Source organism: Peterkaempfera podocarpi, assembly GCF_042466665.1.
GTDB lineage: Bacteria > Actinomycetota > Actinomycetes > Streptomycetales > Streptomycetaceae > Peterkaempfera > Peterkaempfera podocarpi.
In genome coordinates, this window is the sequence record NZ_CP162102.1 from 1,762,182 (window position 1) to 1,787,722 (window position 25,541).

General features: G+C 70.9%; 19 protein-coding genes. 4 read left to right on the plus strand and 15 right to left on the minus strand.

Going from position 1 to position 25,541, the window contains the following annotated elements; translation table 11 throughout:
- Positions 1 to 67 precede the first annotated feature (67 nt).
- The 7 genes from aroQ to AB0761_RS07815 form a co-directional block, all read right to left on the minus strand.
- The gene (gene aroQ / locus AB0761_RS07785) at positions 68 to 508 is read right to left on the minus strand and encodes a type II 3-dehydroquinate dehydratase (RefSeq protein ID WP_377268233.1); all 441 of its coding nucleotides are present in this window, start codon (positions 506 to 508) and stop codon (positions 68 to 70) included.
- Positions 505 to 1,590, minus strand: a complete 1,086-nt coding sequence (aroB, locus tag AB0761_RS07790; RefSeq protein ID WP_377268234.1) for a 3-dehydroquinate synthase — start codon at positions 1,588 to 1,590, stop codon at positions 505 to 507. Before aroB ends, aroQ begins: the two co-directional genes overlap by 4 nt.
- Complete coding sequence (locus AB0761_RS07795; RefSeq protein WP_377268235.1) at positions 1,587 to 2,120, minus strand: shikimate kinase; 534 nt, start codon at positions 2,118 to 2,120, stop codon at positions 1,587 to 1,589. The genes aroB and AB0761_RS07795 overlap by 4 nt, the downstream gene beginning before the upstream one ends.
- A gap of 8 nt (positions 2,121 to 2,128) precedes the next feature.
- The gene (aroC, locus tag AB0761_RS07800) at positions 2,129 to 3,313 is read right to left on the minus strand and encodes a chorismate synthase (protein WP_377268236.1); all 1,185 of its coding nucleotides are present in this window, start codon (positions 3,311 to 3,313) and stop codon (positions 2,129 to 2,131) included.
- 363 nt (positions 3,314 to 3,676) lie between these two features.
- Entirely contained in the window at positions 3,677 to 5,854 is a 2,178-nt protein-coding gene (locus AB0761_RS07805; protein WP_377268237.1) for a beta galactosidase jelly roll domain-containing protein, read from the minus strand.
- A complete protein-coding gene (locus AB0761_RS07810) occupies positions 5,851 to 7,665 on the minus strand; it encodes a beta-galactosidase (protein ID WP_377268238.1) in 1,815 nt (604 codons plus the stop codon). Before AB0761_RS07810 ends, AB0761_RS07805 begins: the two co-directional genes overlap by 4 nt.
- 301 nt (positions 7,666 to 7,966) lie before the next feature.
- Complete coding sequence (locus AB0761_RS07815; protein WP_377268239.1) at positions 7,967 to 9,841, minus strand: NPCBM/NEW2 domain-containing protein; 1,875 nt, start codon at positions 9,839 to 9,841, stop codon at positions 7,967 to 7,969.
- Between the two features lie 1,018 nt (positions 9,842 to 10,859).
- On the opposite strand from AB0761_RS07815, the gene AB0761_RS07820 reads away from it, so the two are divergent.
- The 3 genes from AB0761_RS07820 to AB0761_RS07830 all read left to right on the plus strand — a co-directional run bounded on the left by AB0761_RS07820 (position 10,860) and on the right by AB0761_RS07830 (position 14,148).
- The gene (locus tag AB0761_RS07820) at positions 10,860 to 12,206 is read left to right on the plus strand and encodes an ABC transporter substrate-binding protein (RefSeq protein ID WP_377268240.1); all 1,347 of its coding nucleotides are present in this window, start codon (positions 10,860 to 10,862) and stop codon (positions 12,204 to 12,206) included.
- A 77-nt stretch (positions 12,207 to 12,283) separates the two neighbouring features.
- Positions 12,284 to 13,231, plus strand: a complete 948-nt coding sequence (locus AB0761_RS07825; protein ID WP_377268241.1) for a carbohydrate ABC transporter permease — start codon at positions 12,284 to 12,286, stop codon at positions 13,229 to 13,231.
- Positions 13,228 to 14,148 (plus strand): carbohydrate ABC transporter permease, encoded by a 921-nt coding sequence (locus AB0761_RS07830; RefSeq protein ID WP_377268242.1) that lies wholly within the window; start codon positions 13,228 to 13,230, stop codon positions 14,146 to 14,148. The genes AB0761_RS07825 and AB0761_RS07830 overlap by 4 nt, the downstream gene beginning before the upstream one ends.
- A 248-nt stretch (positions 14,149 to 14,396) precedes the next feature.
- Here the strand turns inward: AB0761_RS07830 and AB0761_RS07835 are convergent, their stop codons facing one another.
- From AB0761_RS07835 to AB0761_RS07865, 7 genes are all read right to left on the minus strand, one after another.
- Positions 14,397 to 15,236, minus strand: coding sequence for a shikimate dehydrogenase (locus tag AB0761_RS07835; RefSeq protein WP_377268243.1), 840 nt, complete (start codon positions 15,234 to 15,236; stop codon positions 14,397 to 14,399).
- On the minus strand, positions 15,233 to 16,891 hold the full coding sequence (gene mltG / locus AB0761_RS07840) for an endolytic transglycosylase MltG (protein WP_377268244.1): 1,659 nt from the start codon (positions 16,889 to 16,891) through the stop codon (positions 15,233 to 15,235). The genes AB0761_RS07835 and mltG (AB0761_RS07840) overlap by 4 nt, the downstream gene beginning before the upstream one ends.
- A 162-nt stretch (positions 16,892 to 17,053) precedes the next feature.
- On the minus strand, positions 17,054 to 18,202 hold the full coding sequence (gene mltG / locus AB0761_RS07845) for an endolytic transglycosylase MltG (protein WP_377268245.1): 1,149 nt from the start codon (positions 18,200 to 18,202) through the stop codon (positions 17,054 to 17,056).
- Positions 18,203 to 18,303: 101 nt separating this feature from the next.
- A complete protein-coding gene (ruvX, locus tag AB0761_RS07850; RefSeq protein ID WP_377268246.1) occupies positions 18,304 to 18,759 on the minus strand; it encodes a Holliday junction resolvase RuvX in 456 nt (151 codons plus the stop codon).
- The gene (gene alaS, locus AB0761_RS07855; RefSeq protein WP_377268247.1) at positions 18,759 to 21,428 is read right to left on the minus strand and encodes an alanine--tRNA ligase; all 2,670 of its coding nucleotides are present in this window, start codon (positions 21,426 to 21,428) and stop codon (positions 18,759 to 18,761) included. Before alaS ends, ruvX begins: the two co-directional genes overlap by 1 nt.
- The gene (locus AB0761_RS07860) at positions 21,428 to 21,874 is read right to left on the minus strand and encodes a DUF6167 family protein (protein WP_377268248.1); all 447 of its coding nucleotides are present in this window, start codon (positions 21,872 to 21,874) and stop codon (positions 21,428 to 21,430) included. Before AB0761_RS07860 ends, alaS begins: the two co-directional genes overlap by 1 nt.
- A gap of 7 nt (positions 21,875 to 21,881) precedes the next feature.
- The gene (locus AB0761_RS07865) at positions 21,882 to 22,361 is read right to left on the minus strand and encodes a DUF948 domain-containing protein (RefSeq protein ID WP_377268249.1); all 480 of its coding nucleotides are present in this window, start codon (positions 22,359 to 22,361) and stop codon (positions 21,882 to 21,884) included.
- A gap of 275 nt (positions 22,362 to 22,636) precedes the next feature.
- Here AB0761_RS07865 and AB0761_RS07870 point away from each other — a divergent pair, with 275 nt between their 5' ends.
- A complete protein-coding gene (locus tag AB0761_RS07870; protein WP_377268250.1) occupies positions 22,637 to 24,838 on the plus strand; it encodes an ATP-binding protein in 2,202 nt (733 codons plus the stop codon).
- A 12-nt stretch (positions 24,839 to 24,850) separates the two neighbouring features.
- Here the strand turns inward: AB0761_RS07870 and rpsD are convergent, their stop codons facing one another.
- On the minus strand, positions 24,851 to 25,462 hold the full coding sequence (gene rpsD, locus AB0761_RS07875; RefSeq protein ID WP_377268251.1) for a 30S ribosomal protein S4: 612 nt from the start codon (positions 25,460 to 25,462) through the stop codon (positions 24,851 to 24,853).
- Positions 25,463 to 25,541 lie beyond the last annotated feature (79 nt).

Here is a 25,541-nt window from a genome sequence, read left to right on the forward strand (position 1 = left end):
ACACGTCGGCCCGGCGGCGGGCACAGTCCGCCACCGGGCCTTGGGACGCATGTCCCCTGACGGTGGTTCAGCCGTTGGTGAGCTGCTCGGCGAGGGCGCGCAGCGCCAGCTCGTAGGAGCCGATGCCGAAGCCGGCGATGGTGCCGGAGGCGATCTGGGCGACCACCGAGGTGTGGCGGAACTCCTCCCGGGTGTACGGGTTGGAGATGTGCACCTCGATCAGCGGCGCGGTGCGCTGCGCCGCCGCGTCCCGCATCCCGTACGAGTAGTGGGTGAAGGCACCGGGGTTGAGCACCACCGGGGTCCGTCCGTCGGCGGCCTCGTGCAGCCAGCGGATCAGCTCGCCCTCGTCGTTGGTCTCCCGGACCTCGACCTCCAGGCCCAGCTCCTTGCCGAGCGCGGTGCAGCGCTCGACCAGCCCCGCGTAGGAGGTGGAGCCGTAGACATCCGGCTCCCGGCTGCCCAGCCGCCCGAGGTTGGGGCCGTTGATCACGAGCACCGCGGTCACTGCGCCACCTCCGCGTAGGCGGCGACCAGCAGCGACGGGTCGGGGGCCTCCAGCACGGCGGGCTTGGCGAGGCCGTCCAGCACGATGAAGCGCAGCAGATCGGCGCGCGACTTCTTGTCGATCTTCATCGCGTCCAGCAGCCGCGGCCAGGCGTCCGCGCGATAGGTCAGCGGCAGGCCCACGGAGGCGAGCACGCTGCGGTGGCGGTCGGCGGTGGCGTCGTCCAGCCGTCCGGCCAGCCGGCCCAGCTCCGCCGCGAAGACCATGCCCACCGAGACCGCCGCGCCGTGCCGCCACTTGTAGCGCTCATTGCGCTCGATGGCATGGCCCAGGGTGTGGCCGTAGTTGAGGATCTCCCGGCGCCCCGACTCCCTGAGGTCGCCGGAGACCACCTCGGCCTTGACCCTGATGGAGCGCTCGATCAGCTCCAGGGTGTGCGGGCCGGCCGGGGTGGTGGCGCCCTGCGGGTCGGCCTCCACCAGGTCCAGGATCACCGGGTCGGCGATGAAGCCGGTCTTGATCACCTCGGCGAGGCCGCCGATGTAGTCGTTGCGCGGCACCGTCTCCAGGGTCGCCAGGTCGGCGAGCACCCCGGCCGGCGGATGGAAGGCCCCGACCAGGTTCTTGCCCTCGGCGATGTTGATGCCGGTCTTGCCGCCGACCGCCGCGTCCACCATGCCCAGCAGGGTGGTGGGCATGGAGATCCAGCGCACTCCGCGCAGCCAGGTGGCGGCGACGAAGCCGGCCAGGTCGGTGGTGGCGCCGCCGCCGACACCCACCACCGCGTCGCTGCGGGTGAAGCCGGTCTGGCCGAGCACCGACCAGCAGTACGCGGCCACCTCGGCGCTCTTGGCGTCCTCCGCATTGGGGACCTGGAGCGCGATGGCCTCGTAGCCCTGCGCCGCCAGGTCCTCGCGGATGGCGTCCCCGGTGGCGGAGAGCGCCTCCGGGTGGATCACGGCGACCCGCCGGGCCCGGTCGCCGATCAGCCCGGGAAGCTCGCCCAGCAGCTGGTGGCCGACCAGGACGTCGTAGGGGTCGTCGCCGCCGACAGGGATACGGGCGGACGGTTCGGTGGTCATACGGTCTTCAGCTCCAGAGCCTCGAGGACGGCGTCGGCCACCTCGTCGGGGGTGCGGCCGTCGGTGGCGACCACGGCGCGGGCCACCTCCAGGTACAGCGGGCGGCGGGCCTCCATCAGCTCCCGCCAGCGGGCACGGGGGTTGACCGCCAGCAGCGGGCGGGGGGCGTCCAGGCCGACCCGTCTGATGCCGTCGTGCACGCCGACGTCCAGAAAGGCCACCGGGTGGGCGGCGAGCAGGGCCCGGGTCCGCGGGTCGAGGATCGCTCCGCCGCCGAGGGCCAGGACACCCGGGTGGGCGGCGAGGGCCGCCCGTACGGCTGCGGCCTCCAGCGCGCGGAAGTGCTCCTCGCCCTCGTCGACGAAGATCTCGGAGATGGGCTTGCCCGCGGCCTGCTCGATGTCCTCGTCGGTGTCGCGGAAGGTACCGCCGAGGCGGTCGGCGAGCAGCCGGCCCACGGTGGTCTTGCCTGCCCCCATGGGGCCGACCAGCACCACCAGGGGAGTGCCGGAGGTGGGGTTCTCAGTCATGACCGCCCCTACCGGATGACCAGGTTGTCCAGGTAGCCCCGGACGTTGCGACGGGTCTCGGCGACCGAGTCGCCGCCGAACTTCTCCGCCACCGCATCGGCCAGCACCAGGGCCACCATGGCCTCGGCGACGATGCCGGCGGCCGGCACCGCGCAGACGTCCGAACGCTGATGGTGGGCCTGGGCGGGCTCACCGGTGCGCACATCCAGGGTGGCCAGCGCGCGGGGCACGGTGGCGATGGGCTTCATGGCGGCCCGCACCCGCAGCAGCTCACCGGTGCTCAGCCCGCCCTCGGTGCCGCCGGAGCGGCCGGAGCGGCGGCGGATGCCCTCGGGAGTGGGCTCGATCTCGTCATGGGCCTGCGAGCCCGGGACACGGGCCAGGTCGAAGCCGTCGCCGAGCTCCACGCCCTTGATCGCCTGGATGCCCATCAGCGCGGCGGCCAGCCGCGCGTCCAGCCGGCGGTCCCAGTGGACATGGGAGCCCAGGCCCGGCGGCACGTCGTACGCCAGCACCTCGACCACGCCGCCGAGGGTGTCGCCGTCCCGGTGGGCCTGGTCGATCTCGGCGACCATCCGCTTGGAGGCGTCCGCGTCCAGGCAGCGGACCGGGTCCTCGTCCAGCCGGGCCTCGTCGGAGGGCAGCGGCAGCACTCCGGCGGGAGCCTTGGCCGCGCCCAGCTCCACCACATGGGAGACCAGCTCGATACCGGTGGTCGCCCGCAGGTAGGAGCGGGCCACCGTGCCGATGGCGACCCTGGCCGCGGTCTCCCGGGCGCTGGCGCGCTCCAGGATCGGCCGGGCCTCGTCGAAGCCGTACTTCTGCATACCGGCCAGGTCGGCGTGGCCGGGCCGGGGGCGGGTCAGCGGCTCATTGCGGGCCAGGCCGGCCAGGATCTCGGGGTCCACCGGATCGGCCGACATCACCTGCTCCCACTTGGGCCACTCGGTGTTGCCCACCATGATCGCCACAGGGCTGCCGAGGGTGCTGCCGTGCCGCACCCCGCCGAGGAAGGTCACCTCGTCGCGCTCGAACTTCATCCGCGCCCCGCGGCCATAGCCCAGCCGGCGCCTGGCCAGCGCGTCCGCCACCATCTCGGTGGTGACCGGCACTCCGGAGGGCAGCCCCTCCAGGGTCGCGACGAGTGCGGGGCCGTGCGACTCCCCCGCCGTCAGCCAGCGCAACCTGCTCAACGGTGCTCCTTCGTCATCGGCCCGCCCCGGGCCGTCGTACCGCGTTCCTCTCCCCCGATCCTTTCACGTCGGTACGCCACGGCGGGCGCACGGTCCGCTGTACGGACATGTCGCGACCGGCGTGCGGGCGGCGGCGTCCCCGCGGGACAAGCTCCCCGCTCCGGCCGTGAGCGGGGACCGCCGCGATACCCGTAATCCGGAGGAACACGCGGGCGCGGGACGGGGAGCGGGCTGTCCGCCGGGTTCGCCGCCCGCCCCGCCGCTTCGGCCCCGGGACCGCCCGCCCAGGACAACGCGCACCGCAGAGGGGGCTGTCCGGCCTGCGGCCGGGCAGCCCCCTCTGCGGAACCATCCGTCAGCCTCTCAGCTGCACGTCAGGGTCGGCAGTGCCCAGTCGCCGTGGTCGTTGCCATTGCCGTCGGCCGCGTCCCCGGTGTGCAGATCGACCACCTGCGCGCCGCTGACGTCGACGTCGATCGGCACCGCGGCCTGCCTGCCCCGGATCGTGGGAGTGGTGACCAGGGTCCTGCCGTCAGCGATCACGCTGAAGGCCACCGTCCCGGAACCGCCCGTCTCGTCGTCGACACCCACGTCGGCGGTCAGCCGTGAGCACCTGCCGCCGAGGTACACCTCGACATCGCTGTCCGAGTTGGTGCCCAGACCCTTCGGGTAGGCGACGCCGGCAACGGTGATCTCCCGGCCGTCCCCGGCTGCCCGCTCGCCGTTGCTGCTGTCGCGTTCCACCGGGCCCCAGCCGTTCGTGGCCGACAGGAAGGGCAGGTCGCTGACGGCGATCCGGCCCGCCTGGGGCGGCGCCGGTATCCCGTCGACGATGCGTTCGTCGCTGTTGACGGCCGGTCTTCCGCGCTGCAGGTAGTCCACGGTCGCGGTGAGAGCCGAGGCCGTGGGCAGCGTCCCGGCCGGTGGCTGCACCTGCCAGGTGAAGGCGGCCGAGCTGCCGGGAAGCACCCGGTCCGCCGATGCCGGACCGGCAGCGCTCGCGGTCCAGCCGTCGGGCAGGGCGAGCGAGGGCGTCAACCGGGTGGCCGGCGGCTGGTCCTCGGGCACCCGGACCGTCGCCTCTGCGGTGAAGGCCTGTCCCGACTGCACGGTGTCCGGAACGTCCAGGGTGACAGCGGTTCCCGGCCGCTTCGGCATCGCGTAGGTCCGCGCGTCGTAGCGGGGGCTGTCGTTCTGGGCGACCCGGAGCGACGAGGCATAACTGCCGTAGTCCGTGAGCGACACCTTGCCGAGCCCGCCGGTGCTGCCGTCGAGGTTCCACACGGCGACGGCGATGCTGTTCACCCCGTCGGGGTTCAGGATCCCGTCGGGAACCGGGAACGTGTGCTGCGGGCCGAGGTAGTTGACGTAGTTCCCGACCTGCCAGCCGTTGACGTACAGGGTGGCGCGGTACTTGCGGGACGGGTCGTCGTCGATCGTGAGCCCGAGCGAGGTGTCCTGCCCGTGCGGGAGGTTCAGCGCCACATCGGTGCGGTACCAGGAGACCCCGGGCCGGGTGTCGCTCGTCGGCAGGGAGGCCCGGCTCCAGCCCTGGTCCGGGAAGCCCGGCAGCGACCAGCCGGCGCGCTCGCCGTACAGGCCTCCCGTCGCGAGCGGGCCGCGCACCGGGTCCTGCAGGTCCTCACCGCCGCGCACGCCCTGCAGCCGCCAGGTGGTGGTGGTCAGCGGCGCACCGGTGAGGGAGGCCGCGGTCAGACCGCGGGCGGTCCTGTTGCCGTTGCTCGAGTTGTAGTCCTCCTCGTGCCCCATGTTCACGGTGAGCACCGAGATGACGTTGTCGCCGCTCGCCCTCACCGACCCGGCCGGGAAGGTGAAGTCGGCGCTGCCGGTCGTGGAGCTGCCCAGGAAGGTGCCGTTGAGCCAGGCGGAGAACGCCTGCGCCCCGCCGCCGGAGTCCGAGGCGAGGTGGATGCCCGTCTCCTTGCCACTGCTGCGGAAGCGGCCGCGGTACCAGGTGTTGCCGGTGTGGAACCCGTAGTCGTCGGCGTAGAGCACCGGCAGTGAGTTGACGCCCGACGCGCTGTTGGTGCTCGTCCTGTCGGCCACCTGCCAGCCGGAGTCGTCGAACCCGGGCGCCGCCTCGGGGGACTCCTCGGCGTGCTTCCAGCCGGTCAGCTCCGGCAGCGTGACCGGGGCCGCGACCGGGATCGTGCCGGTACGGCTGCCGGCCGCGCCGGTCCGGGTGCGCACCGGTACGCCGTTCCAGGTGATGTGCTCGGCGGAGGTGAACACCTCGATGTCCTTGTCATCGGCGTTGTCGCCGGTGAGCGCGACGGTGCGGCCACCGTCCAGGCTGGTCGCCCCGCGCAGCAGATGGGTGCCGCGGACGAGCACCGGACCGGTCGCCGTGTCCTGGCGCCAGAAGGTCTCCGCCGTCGCCTTGTCGCCGACGAGCAGCAGCAGCGGGCGGGATCCCGCACCGCTGATGCCGATGCGGACCAGGCCGTTGTGCCGGTAGTTGAGACGCAGGTCGCCGGTGGTCGCGTCCCAGGTGGTCGTGACCGCACCCCCGCTGCTCACACCGTCGGCTTGGACGCGTAGCGCAGCACCGTCTCGCCGTCGCTGCCCGGATCGCCGTAGACCACCGCGACGTCGCGGTTCCCGATGGTGGCGTTGGTCATGATCTCCGATGTGGAGTACTGCAGTTGCGAGTCCCCGAGCCGGTAGTTCGCCGTGATGATGTGCGAGTCCCGTCCGTCGAGGGTGATCGCGGTACCCGGTTGCTGCGGCACCACCGGGTAGGTCGGCGCCGAGGCGCCGGCCGTCGGCACGTCCACGGCGTCGACGGACACATAGTCGTCCGACGATCCCGAACTGTGGCGGCCGTCGACGACGATCTCCAGTGTGTGGGCTCCATCGGACAGACCGGACTTCTGGAACAGCACCGCCTGGCTCTGGCTGCCGGAGTCGTCGACCGTCGCCTCCTTGACACCGTCGAGGTAGACGTCGGCATAGCCGTGGTTGTTGGTCTTCGATCCGATCCAACGGACCGCGCTGCCGGTGAACGGGATGGTGACCGAGTCGCCGGCGTGGTTGGAGAACGACTCGGTCTTCTTGTAGTCGCCGCCGGTGTAGCTCTGGTCAGCCACGTGCGACCACGAGCCGGCGTACTGGAGCGCGGGGTCGGTGTCGTCGTAGGTGTAGCTGGTGTCCGCCGCGGGCTGGGCGTTGAAGTCGACGGAGACATGGGTCCTGTCGACCGATGTCGACGCCGAGTCCGCGTGCCGCAGGACGTGGAACTGGGTTCTGGTGTCCGGGTTCATCCGGACGGTGTCGACGACTGCGGAGTTGTCGGGCTGCGCGGCATTGACCGGCAGGGTCTTGGTCAGCGGTGCGACCGCCTGTGTGAAGTACCCGATCAGCTTGTCCTCGTAGTACTTGGGGTCGAGCTGGCGGGTCTCGCGGATCGCGGCACCGTAGTCGTAGGACGTGTAGTTCTCGGGCATGCCCAGCCAGCCCCAGTTGGTGCCGCCGTAGGTCATGTAGAAGCTCTGCGCGGTCGCGCCGACCGCGATGTTCTGCTTGTAGAAGACGTCAGCGAACTGATCGTTTATCAGCTCTGCGCACTTGTCGTACCCGGGTCCGCCCCAGGGGTCGAATGCGCCGCCCTGGAACTCCGGCGAGTACAGGGGCTTGCCGGCCGGGTGGTCATAGCTGATGTCGGGGACGCCGTTCCACTTCGTGGGTGTGGAGCAGTTGAACCCCTGCGGGTAGGAGTCGGGGCCGTCGACATCCAGGGCACCGGTGCCGGTGTTGAAGGTCCCGTTGTTGTTGCCGGTCAGCGGCACCGTGATGCCGTCGGAGCGTGCCTTGTCCTCCAGATGCTGCATATACGCCCGGCTGGCAGCGGAGCCGTTGTAGTACTCGTTCTCCACCTGGTAGGCGATGACCGACCCGGTGCCGTTGGTCAGCTGGTGGCGTGCGATGATCCGGTCGATCTGGGTCATCCACTCGTCCGCGTACTTCAGGAACTGCGGGTCGTCGCTGCGGTTGTTCCCGGGCTTGGTCGTCAGCCAGCCGGGCAGGCCGCCGCCGTCCACCTCCGCGTTGATGTACGGCGCCGGGCGTGCGATGACATAGAGCCCGGCCTCCTGGGCCATGTCCAGCAGCCTGTCGACGTCACGCACCCCGGTGAAGTCGTACACGCCCGGCTTCGGGGAGTGGTAGCCCCAGTCGAAGTACAGTGAGGTGGAGTTGAATCCGGCGGCTTTCATCTTCTGGAAGATGTCGCGCCACAGATCGGGGCTGGGCAGCCGGAAGTAGTGGAACTCGCCGGACCACAGATAGGTGCGGTCGCCGTCGACGAGGAACGAATAGCCGTCATAGCTCACCGTGTGCGTCGCACGGCTCTCCGTGGCTGCGACGGATTCCGTTCCGCCGGCCGTCCCCGCTGCAGCAGGCCGGATCATGCTGCACAGAGAGACTGTCAGAGCCGTCGCGAGGAGCGCGGCCCGCCATCGCCGGCGCCCCGGCCTCGCGGCCACGGCACCGACCCGGTTCTTTCGCACGTTGCCCTCCAAACCACCGTCGTCGATCACCATCGAACTGATCCGGGCGTTCAGCGGCACCGAACGCCCCTGAGCCGGTGTGCGGCGGACCGGGTCCGCCGCACACCGCGGTGCTGCAAGGGGGTCAGGAGCAGGTGATCGCGGCGTCCGCCCAGTCGGCGTGGTCGCTGTCGTTGCCGTCGCCGCCGTCGGTGACGATCAGCTGGACGGTCTGGCTTCCGGTGACGTCGGCCGTGATCGGCTGTCCGCCCATGGCGTTGGTGAGGACGCCGCTGTCGGCGACCTGCTTGCCGTCGGCCTGGATCTGGAAGTCGACGCTGCCCTTGCCGCTCTTCTCGTCGTCCACCCCGACGGTGGCGGTCACCGTGGAGCAGTGGCCGCCCAGGTAGTACTCCACCGCGCTGGGGGCGTGGACACCGAGTCCCTTGGTGTAAGCGGTCCCGCCCAGGGTGATCGGGTGGCCGTCACCGGCCTTGCTCTCACCGTTGCTGGTGTCCAGCTCGACCGGGGGCCAGCCGTTGCTCACGGACGTCCACTTCAGGTCGCTGAGGTAGGAGGTGCCGGCGGGCGGCGGAACCGCCACGTTGAGCTGACCGGTGAGCGGGACGGTCACGGTGCGGTTGTGCCGGGGGTCCCAGGAGGTGACGGTGCCGGAGAGCGGGTAGCTGCCGACCTCCGCGTCCGCCGGGGCGGTGATCCGCCAGGTGCTGCTGAGGGTCCGTCCGGTGCTCAGGACGGCGCGGCGGGTGGCGCTCTGCGCCTGGACGGTCCAGCCGTCGGGCGCCGTGAGCTGCACATCGACCGCCAGAGACGGTACGAGGCCGAGGTTGGTGGCGGTGGTGGTGACCGTGGTGCTCCGGCCCGGCTGGAGGCGGTTCTCGGTGCCGGTGGTGGCGGTGTCCAGCAGCGGCAGATCGGCGAGGGCACCCTTGGCGGTGCTCACTCGCAGCAGGATGGTGCCGTGGGCGGGAACGGTGGCCGCCAGGGTGCCCCTCGACTGGTAGTCGGCGTGCTGCCACAGGTCGCGCACCTGGTAGGCGCCCTTCACGGCCGGCAGCCCGAGCGCGGCCGCGGTGGTGGAGATGTGCTGCGGCTGGTTGGTCTCGTTGAACAGGGCCACAGCCCGGTCGCCGTTGGCGAGCTCCTTGGTGATCACCCATCGGCCGCCGTCGGAGGACAGGACAGCGGCCTGCTTCCCGAGGGAGTCCTGGTCCAGCGCGATGACGTCCTTGTTGAGCAGGATGGACATCGTCTGGGGACTGGCCTTGCGCAGGTCGGTGCCGATGAGCAGGGGCGCGTCCATCATCGACCACAGGGAGAAGTGGCTGCGGTACTCCGTGTCGGTCATACCGCCGTTGCCGACCTCCAGCATGTCCGGGTCGTTCCAGTGGCCCGGGCCGGCGTACTGCGCGAGGGACACATTGCTCTTCAGGATGGAGAGCATGCTCGCCCAGTTGTCGCTGATGTCACCGGTGGTGCGCCAGGAGTTCCCGATGTCGGAGGCCCACTCCCAGGGCTGCTGCTGGCCCCATTCGCACAGGGAGTAGACGATGGGGCGGCCGGTCGCCTGCAGGGCGTCGCGCATCGCGGTGTAGCGGTTCACGAAATCCTGGCGGGTGCCGTCGCTCTTGTTGTTGCAGTTGTCGTACTTGAGGTAGTCCACACCCCAGTCGGCGAAGGTCTGCGCGTCGGTCGTCTCGTGGCCCAGGCTGCCGGGGTAGCCGGCGCACGTGGCGGTTCCGGCGTCCTCGTAGATGCCCAGCTTGAGGCCCAGGCCGTGGACGTAGTCGGCGGTGCCCTTGATCCCGTCGGGGAACTTCACCGCGTCGGGCACCAGGCGGCCGTCGGCGTCTCGCTCGTGGGTCATCCAGCAGTCGTCGATGTTGACGTACTGGTAGCCGGCGTCCTTCAGCCCGGAGCTGACGAAGTAGTCGGCGGTCTGCTTGATCAGCTGCTCGCTGACGTCGCAGCCGAAGGCGTTCCAGTCATTGAAGCCCATCTGCGGAGTGAGGCGAGGCCGTTGTCGAGCGCGGCAGCGGGGGGAGCTGTGGCTATGCCGGTGGTGACGGCTGCCAGACCGAGTGCGCCGGTCCAGACGGCACCCGCGGTCAGACACGTCAGGATCCTGCGGGACAGCGATGGCATGGGTGGGGTGGTCCCTTCTTTCGCAAGCAGGGCGGACGGAACACACAACCAAACGCAACTGAACGGAACCGAACAAGTCCCCTATCATGCCCTCCGCCAACGAACTGTCAAGGCATCAGATCAAAGAGGCCGGGATCGGACGTCCGCCGACGGTGAGTCAACTCCCGCTCCACGCAGCGGTGTGGGCAGGTCCGACGGTGCGACCTCCGCGAGGGGATGACGTCCCGGCCGGACCGCGGCGGACAGGAGCCGGATCACACAGCAGGCAGCAGAGTGCCGCTGTTCACGCCTTTTGTGCAGTGCCCGCCGGCAGCCGCGCCGGTGCGGCCCGGAATCGGGCCCCCGGCGCGGCAGGGGCTCCCAGGCAAGGCCTCCCGGGGGCACGGGTGCACCGCCACCGTCACCGGGCTCCCGGGACACCTCATGCAGGTCGCACCCCGGGGCCGGGAGGCCGCCCCGGGCCGGTGGCCTGCTCAACGATTGCGGCCCCAGCATTGGGACAAGATCTCACCAATTCTCTCATGAATGAACACGAACGCTCTTGACGCTGCGGCAGATGTTCGCTCTCATACTTTCGTCGCTTCCGTCACGGCCTGAGTGCCCCTCAGGTCACACGCCGAACGAGACGGTCCGCCACCCGCCTCGTGGCTGCCCCGCAGCTTCGTACCGGCGGTTCCGCACGCCCCTCGGGGTGTGCGGGCACGGGCGTGAACAGGGAGCAGGCAGCCTTCCGCACACGCGGGGGCCATTGGCCGGCGGCCTCGGCAACGTCGCGCCCGCGTGGAGCGGCACCCCGCGGCTGCCGCCCCCACGCGCCTGCTCCCCGGCGGACGCATCCCCTCTGCAGGCACCGCACACCCCTTGGAGAACGCATGCTCCCCACCTCCGCCGACGGCCGCCGATCGCCATCGTCAGGCAGCGGACACGCCGTGGGCCGGCGAGCCGTTCTGCGTGGCGCGCTGCTCGGCGTCGGCGCGCTGAGCGTGGCGCCCCTTCTCTCCGCCTGTGGCAGCAACGGTTCGAGCACCAGCACGGGCGACGCCTCAGGAACCGTCACCTTCGGCTCGAACGCGGCGGTTCCGGAGCCCAAGGGCGCCTACGAGACGCTGTTCGCAGCAGCCGCCAAGGCGACCGGCATCACGGTCAAGCCCAACTGGGTCGACCACAACACCTTCCAGCAGAACATCTCGACCTACCTCCAGGGCAACCCGGACGACGTGTTCAACTGGTTCGCCGGTGAGCGCATGCAGTACTTCGCCGCGCAGGGTCTGCTCAGCAACGTCGACGAGGTCTGGGGCAGCATCGGGGCGAACTACACCCCGGCCATGCAGGCACAGAGCAAGGGCGCCGACGGCCACTACTACCTGGTGCCCTTCGACTACTATCCGTGGGCCGTCTTCTACAGCAAGAGCCTGTGGAAGTCCAAGGGGTATGAGGCGCCGACCAGCTGGGACCAGTACATAGCGCTGGCCAGGAAGATGAAGAGCGACGGGATCATCCCGATCGCCTTCACCGACAAGGACGGCTGGCCCGCGATGGGCACCTTCGACTACCTCAACATGCGCATGAACGGGTTCGACTTCCACATCAACCTGATGCGCAAGGGCGACAGTTGGAACACCCCGCAGGTCAAGGCCGTGTTCGACCAGTGGGCTCAGCTGCTGCCCTACTACTCGCCCGGGTTCCTCGGCCTCACCTGGCAGGAGGGCGCCCAGCAGATCCTCAACCAGCAGGCCGGCATGATGGTGATCGGGCTGGACCAGATCGGCACCATCTTCACCGGCGACAAGGCCGACGACCTGGGCTTCTTCGCCTTCCCCGAGATCAACCCGGCCTACCGCCAGGACGCCGTCGAGGCGCCCATCGACGGCTTCATGGTCTCCAGGTCCCCCAAGAACAAGGGCGGCGCCTTCAAGCTGCTGGAATACCTGGGCACCGCCAAGGCACAGCAGCTGTGGCTGGGCAGCAACCCTGCCGACATCGCCACCGCCAACGGCGTCGACACCTCCAAGTACACCGCCCCGCAGACCGCCGCCGCGCAGCTCATCACGGGCGCGAAGAACCTCTCCCAGTTCATGGACCGCGACACCCGGCCGGACTTCGCCGACCCCGTGATGCTCCCCGCGATCCAGTCGTTCCTCAACCGCCCGGGCGACATCACAAGCATCCTGTCGAACGTCGACAAGCAGGCCAAGAGCATCTGGTCGGCCGCGGGCTGACCCTCTCCGCCGGGCGGGCCGACCTCAGGTCGGCCCGCCCGCCACGGCCTTCGGATCAGCACGACTGCGAGGAACGCATGACCATTGTCGAGGGCGCAGCCCCAGCAGCGCCCGTACCAGCGAAACGGCGCCGCCGCCTGAGAACCCTGACGGTACGGGACCGGGTGACGCTCAGCCTGATGGGCGGAGTGCCGACTCTCATCACGGTGGGCCTGGTCTGGATACCCGCCCTGGCCTCCGTCGTCCTGTCCTTCGCCAGCTGGTCGGGTTTCGGCGACCTCTCGACCATCCGGTGGGTCGGGCTGGACAACTACAAGAACATCTTCACGATCTACCCCCAGTTCCACCCCGCCATCGAGCACAACCTGGTGTGGCTCGCCGTCTTCTTCTGCCTGCCCGCTCCGTTCGGCCTCTTCCTCGCCGTCCAACTCGACAAGCAGATCCGCTTCTCCCGCGTGTACCAGAGCATCCTCTTCATGCCCGTGGTGCTCTCGATGGCGCTGATCGGCTTCATGACCGAGCTGATCTTCTCGCCCACCCAGGGCCTGCTCAACAACCTGACCGGCCACTCCACCGGTCATGTCGTCGACTGGATGGGCAACCCCCACCTCAACATCTGGGCCGTCATGGTGATGGCCTGCTGGCGGCAGGCCGGCTATGTCATGATCCTCTTTCTGGCCGGGCTGAAGAGCGTCGACCCTTCCCAGAAGGAGGCCGCCGCGCTCGACGGGGCCGGGGGCTGGCAGACCTTCCGGCATGTGGTCTGGCCCACCCTGCGGCCGATCAACATCGTCGTTCTCGTGGTCACGGTGATCGAGTCGCTGCGGGCCTTCGACATCGTCTACGTCATCAACAAGGGCACCAACGGCCTCGAGCTGCTCTCGGTGCTGGTCACAAACAACATCATCGGCGAAGCCAGCCGTATCGGTTTCGGCTCCGCCCTCGCGACCATCCTGCTGCTGATCTCGCTGGCATTCATCGTGCCGTACCTGATCACCATGCTCCGAAGGGACGAGCGCGAATGACCGCGATCACCACCGAGCGCCCGGCGCCGCGCACGGCCCCGCCCACGCCCAGCCGACCGCCGTCACCGCGCTCTGCGCGCATCGCCCTGCACTTGTTCCTGATCGGAACCTCGGTCATCTGGCTCGCCCCCCTGCTGTACGCCTTCTACACCGCACTGCGCCCGTACGGGGACACTGCGACGCACGGCTATGTGTCGGTCGGCGGCCACTACAACCTGGGCAACTTCACCACCGCCTGGACGCAGGCGGAACTCCCGCACTACTTCTGGAACTCCGTGCTCATCACGGTGCCGGCCCTGGTGATCACTCTGCTGCTGTCCAGCATGGTCGCCTTTGTGGTGGCCCGGTTCAGCTTCCGGATCAACATCGTGCTGCTGATGATCTTCACTGCCGGAAACCTGCTGCCCCAGCAGGCCGTCATCACCCCGCTGTTCAAGATCTACCAGTTGGTCCAGCTGCCGACCTGGCTGGCGTCGTCCGGCAAGCTGGACGACTCCTTCCTCGGCCTGATCCTGATCAACGTCGCCTTCCAGACCGGGTTCTGCACCTTTGTGCTGTCCAACTACATGCGGACCATTCCCGGAGAGCTCGGCGAAGCCGCACTGGTCGACGGAGCCTCCGCCTGGCGGCAGTACTGGCAGATCATCATGCCCCTCTGCCGCCCGGTACTGGCCGCACTGGCCACGCTGGAATTCACCTGGATCTACAACGACTTCTTCTGGGCCACCGTCCTGATGCAGACCGGCAGCAACCGGCCGGTCACCGCAGCACTGAACAACCTCACCGGCGAGTTCTTCGTCAACAACAACCTCATATCGGCTGCGGCGCTGATCGTCGCCATACCCACCCTGGTGGTGTTCTTCGCCCTCCAGAAGCAGTTCGTCTCCGGACTCACCCTCGGAGCCAGCAAGGGGTGAGCCCACCTGCCGACGCCCCGCGCGGCACCCTTCCCCTCGCCGCGCGACACACCAGGACCGGCGCCCCGCTCGGACTTCCGGCCGGAGCGCCGGTCCTGGTCCCACTCTTGCGTCCTCGGACCACCGGACCACCGGTCCTCGGACCACCGGACCACCGGCCCACCGGCCCACCGGTGAAGCACCGTCCGGGCTCCGGGAGCCCTGCCGTCACGGGCTGCCCACGCCGTGGCACCGGGCGGGAAGCCGGCTCAGCCCACCCGGAGGGCGGCCTCGCCGGCAGCCCTCATGGCGGCGAGCGGGGCCGGGCGCATCCCGGTGAACAGCTCGCACTGGAGCACGGCCTGGTGGACCAGCAGGTCCAGGCCGCCCAGCACGGCGCCGCCGCGGGCCGCGCAGGCGGCGGCCAGCGGGGTGGGCCAGGGGTGGTAGAGCACGTCGAAGTAGGCGCCGGGCCGGTCGGGCACGGCGTCCGCGAGGTGGTCGTTGGCGCCCGCCGTGGTGGTGGAGACGGTGAGCGGCAAGGCCAGGGCCTCGGCGGCGCGCTCCCACGGTGCGGTGCGGACGGCCACACCGAGGCGGTCGCCCAGGGCGTGCATCTGCGCGGCCCGCTCGGGGCTGCGGACGTAGGCGGTGACCTCACCGGTGCAGATCCGGGAGAGCGCGGCCAGCGCCGAGGAGGCGGTGGCACCCGCGCCCAGCACAGCCGCCGAGTCGACCTTCTCGATGCCCCGCTCGGCCAGGGCGGCGACCAGGCCGGGGATGTCGGTGTTGTCACCGGTGCGGCGACCGTCGGCGGTGAAGACCACCGTGTTCACGGCGTCCACCGCCAGAGCGGTGGCGCTGACCTCGTCCAGCAGCGGGATGACGGCCCGCTTCAGCGGCATGGTCAGCGAAAGCCCGGCCCAGCCCTCGCCGGCCACGTCCAGCGACCCGAGGAACCCGGGCAGCGCGGCCTCGTCCACCTCATGGCGGCCGTAGTGCCAGTCGTCCAGACCGAGGGCGGCGTACGCCGCGTTGTGCAGCACGGGCGAGAGCGAGTGGGCGATCGGCGAGCCCAGGACCGCCGCACGGTGGCGGACGCGGGTCACCCGTTGCCTCCGCTCTTCTTCAACTCCTCCTCAAAGGCCTGCTGGTTCTTCTGGTGCTCGGCGAGTGTCGCCGCGAACCTGGTGTCGGTCGGGGTGACCGAGACGAAGTAGTACCAGGGGCCCGGGGTCGGGTTGAGGGCGGCCTTGAGCGCCTCCTCGCCGGGATTGCTGATCGGCTGCGAAGGGAGGCCCTTTGTGTAATAGGTGTTGATGTTGCTCTTGTAGCGCCGCATCTCCTCGGCGCTGACATGGAGCGTGCGATTCCCGCGCGCGTAGTTGTAGGTCGAGTCGAACTCCAGGAAGCCGTTGGTCTCCGTGTTGCCCGGCTTCAGCCGGTTGTAGACGACCTGGGAGATCTTGCCGAAGTCGTCGGAGTTCAAGCCCTCGGCCTGGACCAGGCTGGCGACGGTCAGCAGCTCGTACGGCGACTTCAGGCCGTCCTTGCGATAACCGTCGGCGTAGCCGAACTTGGCGAACTCCTCATTGGCGCGGGCGACCATCTGCTTGAGCAGACTGAACGGCTTCATGCCCTTGCCCACGGGGTAGCGGGCCGGGAAGAGGAAGCCCTCGGGGTTCCCATGCGCCCAGGCGGGCAGGCCCAGCTTCCCGACCTCTGTCTTGGCCGTCCTGGCGGTGGTGCCCTGGTCGAGCTTCAGCTTGGCGTCGATCATCGCGTAGATCTCCGACGCCCGACGGCCCTCCGGCACCATCAGGACGTCGCCTCCGGCCGACTCGATCAGAAACTTCACGGCCTCGGCCGCCGACATCTGGAGCTTCATGGTGAAGAAGCCCGCCTGGATCGTCTGGGCCTTGGCATTGCCGTTGTAGGCCTTGACGAAGGCGTCGACGCTCTTCACCACGCCGGCCTTCTTCAGCGCAGCACCCATCTGCGTCCCGGTGGCACCGTCAGGGATGTCCACCTGGACCGAGCCGGTGCCGACACCGGCGAAGTCCGGCGGCGGGCCGAAGTGGTCCTGGTAGAAGCCGTAGCCGTAGTAGGTGCCGGCGCCCAGGATGCCGACCAGGACGACGGAGATGACCAGACAGGCGCCGCCGTTGCGGCGGCCGGACTTCTTCCCCTGCTGCTTGCGGCGCCGCTCGGCGCCCCGGCTGTCGTCCTGATCGCCGAAGAACGAGCCGCCGGCCTCCTCCGCGTACTCCTCCTCGCCGGACCACTCCTCCTCGGCGTCGGGCTCGGCGGCGGGGCGGTTCAGCGCGTCGGCCTCGGCCTGCCAGTCGAACTCGTCCTGCGGCTGCTGGGGCTGCGGGCGCGGCTGCGGCTGCTGGGGCTGCTGCTGCGGGCGCCGGGGCTGCGGAGGGAACTGGCCCGGGTACTGCTGCTGCTGCTGCGGGTACTGCTGCTGAGGCTGCTGCTGCTGGGGGTGCTGCGGCTGCTGCTGGGGGTACTGCCCCGGGTACTGCTGCTGCTGCGGGTACTGGGGCTGCTGGGGCTGCTGCTGCCAGCCGCCCTGCTGCCCGCCGTACGGATCCGTCGGCCAGCCCTGCTGCTGGCCCTGGCCGTAGCCGCCCTGCGAGGCCTGCGAAGCCTGCTGACCGTGACCGCCCGGGTTGCCGCCCTGCTGCGGCATGTCCCCGTACAGCGGGTCGCCAGCGTTCCACGGCTGGGAGCCGTACCCCCGACCCAGGTCAGTCATTGATCCCCTTTTGAACCGACGAACCGGCCGGCATCGCCCGACCGTCCGGGACGGCGTCCCGCATTCGCTCTCGAACCGGCGTACTAGCTGCCTCACCGGTGCCCGGAGACGTTACCGTACCGCAACGGCGGCAACCTATCGGATCTGCCGGACGCGACCGGGTCAGCGCCGCGCGGACGGCGTTGAGCTGCGATGTTGCTGCTGGTAGCGGTTGAACTCCGCCACGTTGCGCTGCTGCACACTGTAACTGTCCGTAAACCGCGTGTCGCCGGGCTTGACCGTCACGAAGTAGAGCCAGCCGCCCGGCGTGGGATGCAGCGCCGCGCGGATCGCCGCATGGCCGGGGTTGTCCACCGGGGTCGGCGGGAGGCCCGGGTGCAGATAGGTGTTGTAGGGGTTCTCCACGGTGATGTCCTGGTGGCTGGTGTCCAGGGTGGTGCGGCCCAGGCCGTAGTTGAGGGCCGAGTCCAGCTGGAGCGGCATGCCCCGGGCGAGCCGGTTGGTGATCACCCGGGCGACCCGGCCGAAGTCCGCCGGCGACTGGGCCTCGGCCTGCACCAGACTGGCGATGACGAGCACCTGGTAGGCGCCGGGACCGGTGCCCAGGCCGTCCGCCGCGAACTCCGTCCTGGCCTGGGCGACCATCCGGCGCAGCAGGGCGGCCGCACTGGTGCCGTGGCCCACGCTGTACCGGGCGGGGAAGAGGAACCCCTCCGTCCGCCCGCCCGCATAGCCCGGCAGCCCCAGAGTGGCGGCTCCGCGGTGGGCCTCGGCGGCGGTGGTGCCGGGTCTGAGGCCGAGCCTCAGATCGACCGCGGCGTACACCTGCTGCGCCCGCCGGCCCTCGGGGATCACCAGGCCGCCGGCGTTGGCGGGGTCGGTGAGGACACCCAGCGCCGCGAGGGCGGACATCCGGTGGCGCAGGGCGTAGTCGCCGGGCTGGATGGAGACGGCCCTGGGGTCGGCCATGGCGGCCCGGGTGAAGGCCTCCACGCTGGCGACCACACCCCCGTCGTACAGCAGCCGTCCGATCCGGGTGAGGTTGGCGCCCTGCGGTACGTCCACGCGTACCGATCCGGTGCCGGGGCCGGGGTAGTCGTCAGGGGCCGCGAACTGGGAGCCGGTCCACCAGGCACGCAGCAGCAGACCGCCGAGGGTGAGCACGATCGCCAGCAGCAGGGCGCTGATGCCGCAGGCCAGTCGGTTGCGGCTGCGGCGGACCCGGTCCTGGGCCGGGTCCTGGGAGGCCTGCGCGGCCAGTGCGTCGATGGAGCCGGGGTTCGGTCCGGCGGGCGAGTCCTGGTCGGTCATGGGTCCCTCACCGGCGGTCCGGGCGGCTCGCCCGGGAGCGGATGCACGAGGGGGCCCGCCGCATTCGGCGGGCCCCCTGGTGAGCCTAGGTACTGCTCGGGTCAGGCCGGTTCGACACTCTCACCGGGCGGGTTTCCGCTCACCCGTTCGGCCTCCAGGGCCGTCTGCAGGATGACCACGGCGGCGGCCTGGTCGATCACCGAGCGGCCCTTCTTGGACTTCACGCCGGAGGCGCGCAGCCCATGGGTGGCGGTGACGGTGGACATCCGCTCGTCCACCAGCCGCACCGGCACCGGGGCGACCAGCGCGGCCAGCGTCCCCGCGAAGGCACGGACCTTGACCGCCGCCGGACCCTCCTTGCCGCTGAGCGAGCGGGGCAGTCCGACGACCACCTCGATGGCCTCGTACTCCTCGACGATCGCGGCGATCCGGGCGCGGGCCTTGCCGCCCGCGGGCACGGTCTCCACCGGGGTGGCGAGGAGCCCGTCGGGGTCGCATGAGGCGACCCCGATCCGGGCGTCCCCGACGTCGACGGAGATCCGCCGGCCGCGGCGCATCAGACGGCGCGCTCGGCGACCAGGCGGCGGACCGCCTCGATCGCCTCGTCCACGGCGGCCGGGTTGGAGCCGCCGCCCTGGGCGACGTCGTCCTTGCCGCCACCGCCGCCGCCGAGGGTCTTGGCGGCGGTACGGACCAGCTCCCCGGCCTTGATGCCGCGCTCGCGGGCCGCCTCGCTGGTGGCGACCACGGTCAGCGGGCGGTCGTTCGCCACGGTGAAGGCGGCGACCACGGACGGGCGCGAGCCGAGCCGGCCGCGGACGTCCAGCACCAGCTTGCGCAGGTCGTCGGCGCCGGTGCCGTCCGGGACGCGGGCGGCGACCAGGGCGACACCGTGGACGTCCTGGGCGGCGGCGGCAAGACCGGCAGCGGCGGCGAGCACCTTCTCGGCGCGGAACCGCTCGATCTCCTTCTCGGCGTCCTTGAGCTTGGCGAGCATGCCGGAGATCTTCTCCGGCAGCTCCTCCGGGCGGCCCTTGACCAGCTCGGTGAGCTGGGCGACCACGGTGTGCTCACGGGCCAGGAACTGGTAGGCGTCCACGCCCACCAGCGCCTCGACCCGGCGCACCCCGGCGCCGATGGAGGACTCGCCGAGCAGCTTCACCAGGCCCAGCTGGGAGGTGTTGGCGACGTGGGTGCCGCCGCACAGCTCCTTGGAGAAGTCGCCGATGGTGACGACCCGCACCGCGTCGCCGTACTTCTCACCGAACATCGCGATGGCGCCCTGCTTGCGGGCCTGGTCCATGGTCATCACCTCTGCGGTGACGTCCAGTTCGCGGGCCAGCACCTCGTTGATCTTCTGCTCGACATCGGTGAGCACACTGCCGGGGACGGCGGTCGGCGAGCCGAAGTCGAAGCGGAAGCGGCCCGGCGCGTTCTCCGAGCCCGCCTGGGCGGCGGTGGGGCCGAGGGCGTCGCGCAGCGCCTGGTGGGTGAGGTGGGTGGCGGAGTGCGCCCGGGAGACCGCACGGCGGCGGTCGAGGTCGATCTGGGCGTACGCGCCCGCACCCAGCACCACCTCGCCGACCTGCACGGTGCCCTTGTGCACGGTGACACCGGGCACCGGCTGCTGGACGTCGCGGACCTCCACCACGGCACCCGAGTCGAAGCGGATGCGGCCGTGGTCGGCGAGCTGGCCGCCGCCCTCGGCGTAGAAGGGGGTGCGGTCCAGCACGACCTCGACATCGTCGCCCTCATGGGCGGCCGGCGAGGGGACACCGTCGACCAGCAGGCCGACCACGGTCGACTCGCCGGTGGTGTCGGTGTAGCCGGTGAAAGCGGTGGTGCCGGCGCGGTCGGCGACCTCGCGGTACGCGGAGACGTCGGCGTGCCCGAGCTTCTTGGCCTTGGCGTCGGCCTTGGCGCGGTTGCGCTGCTCGGCCATCAGGGTGCGGAAGCCCGCCTCGTCCACGGTGACGCCCTGCTCGGCCGCCATCTCCAGGGTGAGGTCGATGGGGAAGCCATAGGTGTCGTGGAGCTGGAAGGCCTTGTCGCCGGCCAGCACCGCGCTGCCGGCCTGCTTGGCCTCGGAGACGGCGGAGTCCAGGATGGTGGTGCCGGTGCGCAGGGTCTGGAGGAAGGAGGTCTCCTCGGCGACCGCGACCGTCTCGATCCGCTTGCGGTCCTCGACGAGCTCCGCGTACTGCGGGCCCATCGCCTCGATGGTGACGTCCACCAGAGAGTGGGCGACCGGGCCGGTGGCGCCGAGCATCCGCATATTGCGGATGGCGCGGCGGAAGATCCGGCGCAGCACATAGCCGCGGCCCTCGTTGCCGGGGGTGACGCCGTCGCTGATCAGCATCACGGCGGTGCGGATGTGGTCGGCGATGACGCGCAGCGAGACATCGCTCTTCTCGCCGGCGCCGTAGCGGTGGCCGGTGAGCTCACCGGCCCGGCCGAGGATCATCCGGGTGGTGTCGATCTCGTAGATGTTGTCGACGCCCTGGAGGACCGCCGCGAGACGCTCCAGGCCGAGGCCGGTGTCGATGTTGCGGCTGGGCAGGTCGCCCAGGATCTCGAAGCCGTCCTTGCCGTCGCCGGCGCCGCGCTCGTACTGCATGAAGACGAGGTTCCAGACCTCGAGGTAGCGCTCGCCGTTGACCGCCGGGCCGCCCTCCTCGCCGTAGGCCGGGCCGCGGTCGTAGTTGATCTCCGAGCAGGGGCCGCAGGGGCCGGGGACGCCCATCGACCAGAAGTTGTCCTTCATGCCCAGGCGCTGGATGCGCTCCGCGGGCACCCCGATGACATCGCGCCAGATCTTCTCGGCCTCGTCGTCGTCCTGGTAGACGGTGATCCAGAGCTTCTCGGGCTCCAGGCCGTAGCCACCGTCCGCGACGGAGCTGGTGAGCAGCTCCCACGCGTACTTGATGGCGCCTTCCTTGAAGTAGTCGCCGAACGAGAAGTTGCCGCACATCTGGAAAAAGGTGCCGTGGCGGGTGGTCTTGCCGACCTCTTCGATGTCCGGGGTACGGACGCACTTCTGCACGCTGGTGGCGCGGCTGAAGGGCGGCTTGACCTCGCCGAGGAAGTACGGCTTGAAGGGCACCATGCCTGCGGGCACCAGCAGCAGCGTGGGGTCGTCGGCGACCAGGGAGGCCGACGGAACGACGGTGTGGCCGCGCTCCTCGAAGAAGCGCAGCCAGCGGCGGCGGATCTCTGCCGACTCCATCAGTGGTCCTTCCGGTTGTGGGTGCTGCCCCTGCGCGGGCGTCGGCCGCGCAGTCCTGCCTCGCGGGGATCGGGGGTCGTCTCGAGGGCGGGTGGTGTCTTGACTGGGGTGAGGCGGCGGACCGGGCCGGCCTCGGGCATGCCCGGGGCCGGCGCGATAGCTCGGTACTCGACCGCCGGATCGCGGGGAGCGGCCAGGGCCCGGCGGGGCGGGAGCACCGCGCTGCCGTCGAGGCCGAGGTCGGCCCGGAGCTGCTGCTCGCGCTCGGCCATCCCCGCCCTCACCTCGCCGGCGAAGCCGCGCACCGCGTCGCCGAGGTCCAGGGCGCCGCGCGCGGCGGTGCCGGCCAGGCCGGTGGGGGTGAGCCGGCGGGCGGCCTCATTGGCCTTGCCCATGGCCCAGACGGTGGCGCCTGCGCCGACCGCCATCCAGAAGATGCGTCGCACGGTGTCGTCAGCCCCTCACAGCTCGCCGGATGCGGGAGGCGAGTCCGCGGCGGCGGGGCGCGGTGGCGGCCCGGACCTCGGCGCGCACCAGGGCGGCGAGGGCGTCCCGGTCGGTCTGCGCCGGCACCCGGCCGGCCGCTCCCTGCTGCCGGGCGACGGCCCGGCGGACGCCGTAGCTGAAGGCGGCGACCTTCACCAGGGGGCCGCCGAGGGTGGCGGCGACGGTGGAGGAGAGTGCGTTGGCGTTGGCGGCGGCGTCCTGGACGTTGGCGGTGATCTCGTCGACCCGGTCCAGTTGCTGCTGGGCGCCGGCCAGGGCGGTCGAGGCGTCCTCCAGCAGCGGCACGGCCTGCTCGGACACGGCGGTGACCAGCACGGCCGCCTCCTTGAGCACCCGGGACAGCCGTACCAGAACCACAGCGAGCAGGGTCACGAGGACGGCCCAGAAGACGGCCACGATCAGGCCGGCCATCTCTCCCACGGACACCTTGCGTGCTCCCTCGTGTGCTGGTTCGGCTGCCGGCTCGGTCCCGGCGGGGGCCCGTCGCGGCGGGGCTCCGCAGTGCGCGGAACGGTCGGGCGCGCACGTCAAGCCACAGGGCAGAACCCTATCGCGCCGCCACCCGCTTTCCCGACCGCATTACGGGGCGGCGCCCTGCGGCGCCCCGGCCGGCGCGGCCCGGGTCCGACGTAACCTGCCCGGCGGGCCCCTCGTTGGGCTGGGGACACAGGGCGTTGACGGCGGCAGAGGGGGCGCACAGGGTGTCTGCGAAGGCAGGGGGCTGTCCGGGCAACCTCCCGGCAGAGACCACCAGCTTTGTGGGCCGCCGATCGGAGCTCGCCGAGACCGGCCGGTTGCTGGGCGTCTCGCGACTGGTCACGCTGACGGGTCCGGGCGGCGTCGGCAAGAGCCGGCTGGCGCTGCGGGCCGCCACCATGGTGCGGGGACTGTTCCGGGACGGCGCCTGGCTGGTCGAGTCCGCGGGGGTGCAGGATCCCTCGCTGCTCGGCCATGCGGTGCTGGAGGCGCTGGGAATGACCGACTCCACCACCCGGCAGCCGGCCCAGACGCTGGTGGAGCAGCTGGCCGACCGGGAGCTGCTGCTGGTGCTGGACGGCTGCGAGCATCTGGTGGACGCCTGCGCCGCGCTGGTGGAGGCACTGCTGCGGGCGGTGCCGGGTCTGCGGGTGCTGGCCACCAGCCGCCAGGAGCTGCGGGTCCAGGGCGAGCATCTGCTGGTGCTGGCGCCGCTGCCGGTGGCCGAGGACGGCCCGGTGGACGGCCCGGTGGACGGCCCGGTGGACGGTACGGCCGAGGTGGAGGACGCGGTCAGGCTGTTCGCCGACCGGGCGGCCGCGGTGCCGGGCGGCTTCCGGGTCACCGCGGAGAACCGGGCGGTGGTGGCGGCCGTCTGCCGCCGCCTGGACGGTATTCCGCTGGCGGTGGAGCTGGCCGCCGGCCGGCTGCGGGCCCTGTCCGTGGAGCAGATCGCGGAGCGGCTGGACGACCGGTTCCGGCTGCTCACCGGGGGCTCCCGGACGGCGCTGCCACGCCATCGCACCCTGCGTACGGCCATCGGCTGGAGCCATGAGCTGTGCACCCCGCAGGAACGGTTGCTCTGGGCCCGGCTGTCGGTCTTCGCCGACGGTTTCGACCTGGACGCGGCCGAGTACGTCTGCCCGGGCGGCGGCATCGAGGCGGAGGAGGTGCTTGAGGTGCTCTCCGAGCTGGTGGCCAAGTCGGTCGTGGTGCGTGAGGCCGGCCCCGGCGGCGCCCGCTACCGGATGCTGGACACGGTCCGCGAGTACGGAGCCTGGTGGCTGCGGTCGCTGGGCGAGGAGAGCCGGATGCGCCGCCGGCACCGGGACTGGTACCTGGGCCTGGCCACCTGGGGCGAGGTGGAGTGGTTCTCCGCGCGCCAGGCCGAGACCGGCGACCGGACGCGGCTGGCGCACGCGAATCTGCGGGCGGCGCTGGACTTCTGCGTGAGCGAGCCCGGCGAGGAGCAGTCGGCGCTCCATCTGGCCGGGACGCTCTGGTTCTACTGGGTGGGGTGCGGCCACCTCGGCGAGGGGCGGCTGTGGCTGGACCGCGCCCTGTCGCTGGCCCATGAGCCCACTCCGGCGCGCGCCAAGGCGCTCTGGGTGACCGGGTACATGGCGACGCTCCAGGGGGATCTCCGCCATGCCAGGCCGCTGCTGGAGGAGTGCCGGCAGCAGGCCGTGGACACCGGGGACGACCTGGCGCTCGCCTATGCGGTGCACCGGCAGGGCTGCGCGGCACTGATCGGGGACGAGCCGGCCCGCGCCGCGGAGCTCTTCGAGGAGGCGCTGTGGCACTACGAGAAGCTCGGCGAGCTCAACAGCAATGTGCTGATGGCCATGTTCGAACTGGGGCTGGCCGCCGTCTTCCAGGGCGACACGGCCACCGGCGACCTGTGGATGGAGCGGGTCCGCGACCTGTGCGAGGAGTACGGGGAGCAGTGGGCGTACGCCTACGGCCTCTATGCCATGGCGTACTCGGAGTGGCAGCTGGGCGAGGTGGGCTCGGCCCGGGCGCATGCCCGGGAGTGCGTACGCCTCAACCACCTCTTCCGCGATCTGGTGGGTGTGGTGCTCGGCCTGGAGATGCTGGCACTGCTGGCCACCGAACCCGGCGCGGACGGCTCCTCGGGGGATCTGCGGGAGGCTCGGCTGCTGCAGGGCGCGGCGCACCGGCTCTGGCAGGCGGTGGGCATCCCGCTGTTCGGCTCGCGGAACTTCCGGGCGCCGCACGACGAGTGCACGGCGCGGGCCGAGGCCGGGCTCACCGAGCAGGAGTCGGCGGAGGCCTTCCGGCTGGGCACCCGGCTGGGCCTGGACGCGGCGGTGGCACGGGCGCTGGAGGGCCCTGCCGCCGCGGGAAAGGCCGAGCCCCCGCAGCGCTGTGCGCTGCGGGGGCTCGGTTCCACGTACGACGCGTGAGCTACCCGCGGATCAACGCGAGTAGTACTCGACGACCAGCTGCTCGTCGCAGATCACGGGGATCTCCTTGCGCTGCGGGTCGCGGTCCATACGGAAGGCCAGGGCCTTCAGGTTGACCTCGAGGTACTTCGGGGTCTGGCCCTCGCCGGCGTAACCACCCTCGCGGGCCACCTGGAAGGGGTGCTTCTCCTTGCTGCGGTCACGCACGGTGACGACATACCCGGGCTTCATCACGAACGAGGGCTTGTTGACCTTGCGGCCGTTGACCTCGATGTGGCCGTGAACGACCATCTGACGGGCCTGGTAGATCGTCCGGGCGATCCCGGAGCGCAGCACCAGGGCGTCCAGCCGGCGCTCCAGCTCGATGATCAGCGCCTCACCGGTCTTGCCACCGGCCTTGCGGGCGCGGTCGAAGGCACGGGAGAGCTGGGTCTCGCTGAGGTCGTACTGGGCGCGCAGACGCTGCTTCTCGAGCAGACGGACCTTGTAGTCGCTGCTCTGCTTGCGCCCACGGCCGTGCTGGCCCGGCGGGTAGGGGCGGGCCTCGAAGTACTTGACGGACTTCGGGGTCAGCGGGATACCCAGCGCGCGGGACAGGCGCACCTTGGGACGGGACTGGTTCACTGTGAACCGAACCTCTCTGTTGTGTGCATGGCTCACCACTGTTGAAGGAGGTCGCCTGTCGCGAACCGGGAAAACCCGT

Bases quoted from the DNA above. Each gene is read 5' to 3' on its own strand.
- AB0761_RS07795 (WP_377268235.1), bottom strand. From the start codon at position 2,120: ATGACTGAGAACCCCACCTCCGGCACTCCCCTGGTGGTGCTGGTCGGC.
- AB0761_RS07820 (WP_377268240.1), top strand. From the start codon at position 10,860: ATGCTCCCCACCTCCGCCGACGGCCGCCGATCGCCATCGTCAGGCAGC.
- AB0761_RS07825 (WP_377268241.1), top strand. From the start codon at position 12,284: ATGACCATTGTCGAGGGCGCAGCCCCAGCAGCGCCCGTACCAGCGAAA.
- AB0761_RS07815 (WP_377268239.1), bottom strand. From the start codon at position 9,841: ATGGGCTTCAATGACTGGAACGCCTTCGGCTGCGACGTCAGCGAGCAG.
- mltG (WP_377268244.1), bottom strand. From the start codon at position 16,891: ATGACTGACCTGGGTCGGGGGTACGGCTCCCAGCCGTGGAACGCTGGC.
- ruvX (WP_377268246.1), bottom strand. From the start codon at position 18,759: ATGCGCCGCGGCCGGCGGATCTCCGTCGACGTCGGGGACGCCCGGATC.
- AB0761_RS07830 (WP_377268242.1), top strand. From the start codon at position 13,228: ATGACCGCGATCACCACCGAGCGCCCGGCGCCGCGCACGGCCCCGCCC.
- mltG (WP_377268245.1), bottom strand. From the start codon at position 18,202: ATGACCGACCAGGACTCGCCCGCCGGACCGAACCCCGGCTCCATCGAC.
- aroB (WP_377268234.1), bottom strand. From the start codon at position 1,590: ATGACCACCGAACCGTCCGCCCGTATCCCTGTCGGCGGCGACGACCCC.
- alaS (WP_377268247.1), bottom strand. From the start codon at position 21,428: ATGGAGTCGGCAGAGATCCGCCGCCGCTGGCTGCGCTTCTTCGAGGAG.